This is a genomic window from Streptomyces phytophilus, from assembly GCF_013870535.1.
Lineage (GTDB): Bacteria > Actinomycetota > Actinomycetes > Streptomycetales > Streptomycetaceae > Streptomyces > Streptomyces phytophilus.
On record NZ_JACBXC010000334.1, the window covers coordinates 1 to 5,405 of the forward strand.

A 5,405-nucleotide genomic window follows, 5' to 3' on the forward strand; every position below is an offset into this window, starting at 1 on the left:
CGCATGGGCTCGCCCCCGACGAGCCGCCCCCTGCGCGAACTCGGCAACGGGCCCACGGACCTCGCCCTCCTCGCCAGCGCCCTCCAGCGCGCCGCGGGCTCGTCCACCGCCCACCCGGACGACACCCGCACCCCGTCCCCGTAGTACCCGCGACCTCCGGACCGGTCCGCCCCGGGCCTTCGCACCACGGCCGCGCAGCCGTCGAGGACGTACCGCGCACCCTTCGTACGCGTCCGCCCCCGCGCGCTCCCGCCCTCAACGCCCCACTCGCACCATCCGTCCCACCCGTTCCCCCAGCAACAATCTGCCATCCTCCCCGTCTGCGCCGTCAACCCACCGCACGTGTCGTCCCTCCACCGGCCGAACTCTCGCCCCACCCTCCGCGCCCGCACCCGTTTTTCTTCAGATCCCCCCCCACCAGCGGCCTTTGCACCTGTCTGCGGCTCCAGCCGCCCCACGCCCGCCTTCACGTTCCGAACGCTTGCCCATCACGGACGGATCACGAAACGGCCGCTGACGGGGTTTGCTTACGAGGCGCTATTGCGGGGTCGCCGGTCCGGGCGTAGGACATACCCCACAGCATTTCGCACCGGTAAAACGGCACAGGCCCCGCGGGGCAGGTTTGTGCCGGCACGGGACAACCCCACCTGCCCCGCGTTCCTGGGGAGGCTGGGATGCAGCAGGTGAGAGTCGTGCGGGCCGCGGTGGCGATCGTCGCCGCCGGCGCGCTCGCCGTGACCGCCGCCGGGTGCGGCGACGACGGCGATGACGACAACGGCAGCGGCGGGAAGACGGACAAGTCCGGTTCCGGCGTCGAACTGCCGAAGCTGGACGGTGAGTCGCTGCGCGTCGGCGCCGTGTGGACGGGGCCGGAGCAGAAGAACTTCGAGAAGGTTCTCGACGTCTTCGAGGAGCAGACCGGCGCCACGGTGGAGTACGTACCCACCGGTGACAACGTCGCGTCCTTCGTCCGTACCCAGGTCGCCGGCGGCAAGCCGCCGGACGTCGTCTTCGCGCCGCAGGTGGGCGTGTTGCAGGAGTTCGTCAAGGAGGGCTGGGCGAAGCCGCTGGACGCGGCCGCGCAGAAGGAGCTGGGCAAGAACTTCTCGCAGGGCTGGCAGGACCTGGGCGCGGTGGACGGCGAGCAGTACGGCGTGTACTGCAAGGCGGCCAACAAGTCCCTTGTCTGGTACAACACCACGGCCTTCGAGAACGCGGGCGCCCAGGAGCCGGAGGACTGGCAGGGCTTCATGGACACCGCGCAGCTCGTCTCCGACTCCGGGGTGCCGCCGGTGGCGGTCGGCGGCGCGGACGGCTGGACGCTCACCGACTGGTTCGAGAACATCTACCTCTCCCAGGCAGGGCCGGAGAAGTACGACCAGCTCGCCGCGCACGAGATCCCGTGGACGGACAAGTCGGTGACGGACGCGCTGACGACCCTCGGCGAGCTGTTCGGCGACGACAACCTGATCGCGGGCGGCAAGCAGAAGGCCACGAAGATGGCGTTCCCGGACTCGGCGATCGCCCCCTTCGCCGACCTGGAGGACCCGCAGGCCGCCATGGTCTTCGAGGCCGACTTCGTCGGCGCGTTCGTCAACGAGACCGACGCGACGGTCGGCGAGGACGCGAAGATCTTCCCGTTCCCGGCGGTCGGCCCGGACAAGCCGGTGGTCACCGGCGGCGACGCGGCCGTGACCCTGACCGGCTCCAAGGGCGCGCAGGCGCTGCTGACGTTCCTGTCGTCCACCGAGGCGGCCGAGACGTGGGCGGCACCGGGCGGCTTCATCTCGCCGAACAAGAACATGGACGCGGCCGCGTACCCGAACGACGTGCAGCGCGAGATCGCGCAGGCGCTCGTCGACGCCGGGGACGACTTCCGCTTCGACATGTCCGACCAGGCGCCCGCCGACTTCGGCGGCACCGCGGGCAAGGGCGAGTGGAAGGCGCTGCAGGACTTCCTGGCCGATCCGAAGGACGTCGAGGGCGCGCAGCAGGACCTCGAAAAGGCCGCGGCCGCGGCGTACAAGAGCTGACGGACGGAGCAGGGAGACCCTGATGTCGACCTCGTCGGCGGGGGGTGCGGCGGAGTCCGCCGCACCCTCCCCCCTCGCACCGCCGGGCCGTACGTCACCAGAGAAGAACGCCTCGCAGGAGAGGAAGCGGAGCAAGCCGCCCAGGTCGGTCGTACGGACCAAGAGCTGGATCACGGTGGCGTTCCTGCTGCCGGCCCTGGTCCTGCTCGGGGCGCTCGTGCTGTATCCGATCGGCTACTCGGTCTACCGCAGCCTCTTCGACGTCACCGGCGACGACTTCATCGGCCTGGACAACTACACCGAGCTGTTCAGTGACGACCGCATCCGCACCGCGCTGCGCAACAACCTGATCTGGGTCCTCGTCGCGCCCGCGATCTGCACGGCGCTGGGTCTGATCTTCGCCGTCCTCACCGAGAAGGTGCGGTGGGGCACGGCGTTCAAGATGGTCGTCTTCATGCCGATGGCCATCTCGATGCTGGCGGCGGGCGTCATCTTCAGCCTCGTCTACCAGAACGAGCCGGAGCGCGGCGCCGCGAACGCGGCGTGGACGACGATCCACGACACGTTCAGCGACCCCGCGCCCTGGCCGGGCGCCCGCCCGCGCCCCAACAGCGATCTGAAGGGCCCCGACAAGGGCCCGTTCACGTCCGGCGCCACGGTCGGCGCCGGGCAGACGGCGCTGCTGCCGCTGGTCGCGGTGAAGCCGCAGGACGCGGAGGGCGAGCAGCCGGCCGCCGAGCCGAAGGCGGGCGGCGACGGCGTCAACGGCACGGTGTGGCTGGACTTCAAGCCCGGCGGCGGCGAGCCCGACGTCGTCGACAGCGGCGAGAAGGCGCTGAAGGGCATCGAGGTCGAGGCGGTCAAGGACGGCAAGGTCGTCGCCTCGGCCACGACGGCGTCCGACGGTACGTTCAGCCTGCCCGCCGCCGCGGACGGGGCCCAGCTCCGGCTGCCGGCCTCGAACTTCGCGGAGGCGTACGGCGGCGTCGACTGGCTCGGGCCCTCGCTGGTGACGCCGGCGGTGATCGCGGCGTACGTGTGGATGTGGGCCGGCTTCGCGATGGTGCTGATCGCCGCTGGTCTGGCGTCGGTGCCGCGGGAGCTGCTGGAGGCGGCGCGGGTCGACGGCGCGAACGAGTGGCAGGTGTTCCGGCGCATCACGGTGCCGGTGCTGGCGCCCGTACTCGCCGTCGTGCTCGTCACGTTGATGATCAACGTGCTGAAGATCTTCGACCTCGTCTACATCATCGTGCCGAGTGCGCGGCTGGAGGACGGCAACGTGCTGGCCGTCGAGCTGTTCCAGCAGGCGTTCGCCGGCACCGAGCCCGACCTGGGCGTGGGCAGCGCGATCTCCGTCGTGCTGCTGCTCCTGGTCATCCCCGTGATGATCTTCAATATCCGCCGCCTGCGAAAGGAGTCCGGCCGATGACCACCGCAGCAGCGGCGGAGACCGCACCGAAGCCGGAACCGCGGGAGGCGAAGAGCGAGGCGCCGGCGAAGGAGTCGGTCGCCTCCCGCGTCGGGCGGTACGCGGGCGGCGGCGCGGTCCGGGCGTTCCTGGTGATCGTGGCGTTCCTGTGGCTGACGCCGACGGTGGGGCTGCTGCTGTCGTCGTTCCGCGACCCGGCGGACATCGCGACGACCGGCTGGTGGAAGGTCTTCGGCGATCCGGGGCAGCTCACCACGGACACGTACGACGCGCTCTTCGGCAACGACGACGTGATGGGCGCGCTGCCGACGACGATCTGGATCACCGTGCCGTCCACGGTGCTGGTGGTGGTCATCGGCGCGCTGGCGGGCTACGCGTTCGCGTGGATGGACTTCCCCGGCCGGGACTGGGTGTTCCTCGCGGTGGTGGGCCTGCTGGTGGTGCCGGTGCAGGTGGCGCTGATCCCGATCGCGTCGCTGTACCGGGATCTGAACCTGTTCCACACGATCACGGGCGTGGTGCTCTTCCATACCGCGTTCGGGCTGCCGTTCGCCATCTTCCTGTTGCGGAACTTCTTCGCGGAGATCCCGCGGGAGCTGCTGGAGGCGGCCCGTATCGACGGGGCGAGCGAGATGCGGCTGTTCTTCCGCGTCGTGATGCCCCTGGGCGGCCCCGCGATCGCGGCGCTGAGCATCTTCCAGTTCCTGTGGGTGTGGAACGACATGCTGGTGGCCCTGGTCTTCGCCGACCCGGGCAAGCCGCCGCTGACGGTGGCGGTGCAGCAGCAGGCGCGGCAGTTCGACAGCAACATCGAGCTGATCGCGTCCGGCGCCTTCATCTCGATGATCATCCCGCTGATCGTCTTCTTCGCCTTCCAGCGGCAGTTCGTCTCGGGTGTGATGGCGGGCGCCGTGAAGTAGGTACGGACACACTGACGCGATACGGCCGCCCGGGTGATCCACCCGGGCGGCCGTACTGTCGTACGGCCGGGCGCGTGGCGCCGCCGTTACGGTGGCGGATACCAGAAATAAGGACATTCCGACCAGCGGACTGTCCTTCCGCCGCCGCCCGCCCAGGGATGTGTCCGTGCCCCGGTTCAGCGTCATCGTCCCCGCGTACAGGGTCCAGGCGTATCTCGACGAGTGCCTGGAGTCCGTGCTCGCGCAGTCCTTCACGGACGTGGAGGTCATCGCGGTCGACGACTGCTCCCCCGACTTCTGCGGCGAGATCATCGACGCCGCCGCCGCCCGCGACCCGCGGCTGACCGCCGTCCACCTGACCGCCAACGTCGGCCTCGGCCGCGCCCGCAACGCCGGGCTGGAGCGCGCCACCGGCGACTACGTCCTCTTCCTCGACGGCGACGACACCCTCGTCCCCGGCGCGCTCCGGGCGATCGCCGACCGGCTCGCGGACACCGCGGACCCGGACGTCCTCGTCTACGACTACGCCCGCACCTACTGGGACGGCCGGCACGCCCGCAACGTACGCGCCGACCTGCTCGCCGAGCGCGAGCCGCGGGTCTTCCGGCTGGCGGAGCGGCCGGAGCTGCTGCGGCTGCTGATGGTGGTGTGGAACAAGGCGTACCGGCGGGACTTCGTCGCCGCCCAGGGCCTGAGCTTCCCGCCCGGCTACTACGAGGACACCCCGTGGACGTACCCCGCGCTGCTGTCCGCGGAGCGGGTCGCGGTGCTGGACCGGGTGTGCGTGCACTACCGGCAGCGGCGGTCCGGCAGCATCCTCGGCACGCCGGGCGAGCAGCACCTCGACGTCTTCGAGCAGTACGACCGGGTGTTCGCGTTCCTCGCCGCGCGGCGGCTGGACAGGTGGCGGCCGGTGCTGTTCGTGCGGATGGTGGACCATCTGACGACGATCTTCAACAAGAGCGGGCGGGTGCCGCGGCACAAGCGGGCGGAGTTCTTCCGGCGGGCGCGGGCGCAGTATGC

General features: G+C 70.7%; 4 protein-coding genes. All 4 read left to right on the top strand.

Translation table 11 applies throughout. The features are described from left to right. The first annotated feature begins 674 nt into the window (after positions 1 to 674). Positions 675 to 2,033 (top strand): ABC transporter substrate-binding protein, encoded by a 1,359-nt coding sequence (locus H5J30_RS16325; RefSeq protein WP_181788156.1) that lies wholly within the window; start codon positions 675 to 677, stop codon positions 2,031 to 2,033. 22 nt (positions 2,034 to 2,055) lie between these two features. Then, complete coding sequence (locus H5J30_RS16330; protein ID WP_181788157.1) at positions 2,056 to 3,462, top strand: carbohydrate ABC transporter permease; 1,407 nt, start codon at positions 2,056 to 2,058, stop codon at positions 3,460 to 3,462. Then, on the top strand, positions 3,459 to 4,382 hold the full coding sequence (locus H5J30_RS16335) for a carbohydrate ABC transporter permease (RefSeq protein ID WP_181788158.1): 924 nt from the start codon (positions 3,459 to 3,461) through the stop codon (positions 4,380 to 4,382). Before H5J30_RS16330 ends, H5J30_RS16335 begins: the two co-directional genes overlap by 4 nt. Before the next feature lie 166 nt (positions 4,383 to 4,548). Beyond that, positions 4,549 to 5,405, top strand: an 857-nt coding sequence (locus tag H5J30_RS16340) for a glycosyltransferase family 2 protein (protein ID WP_309505550.1), incomplete at its 3' end; no start/stop codon positions are given.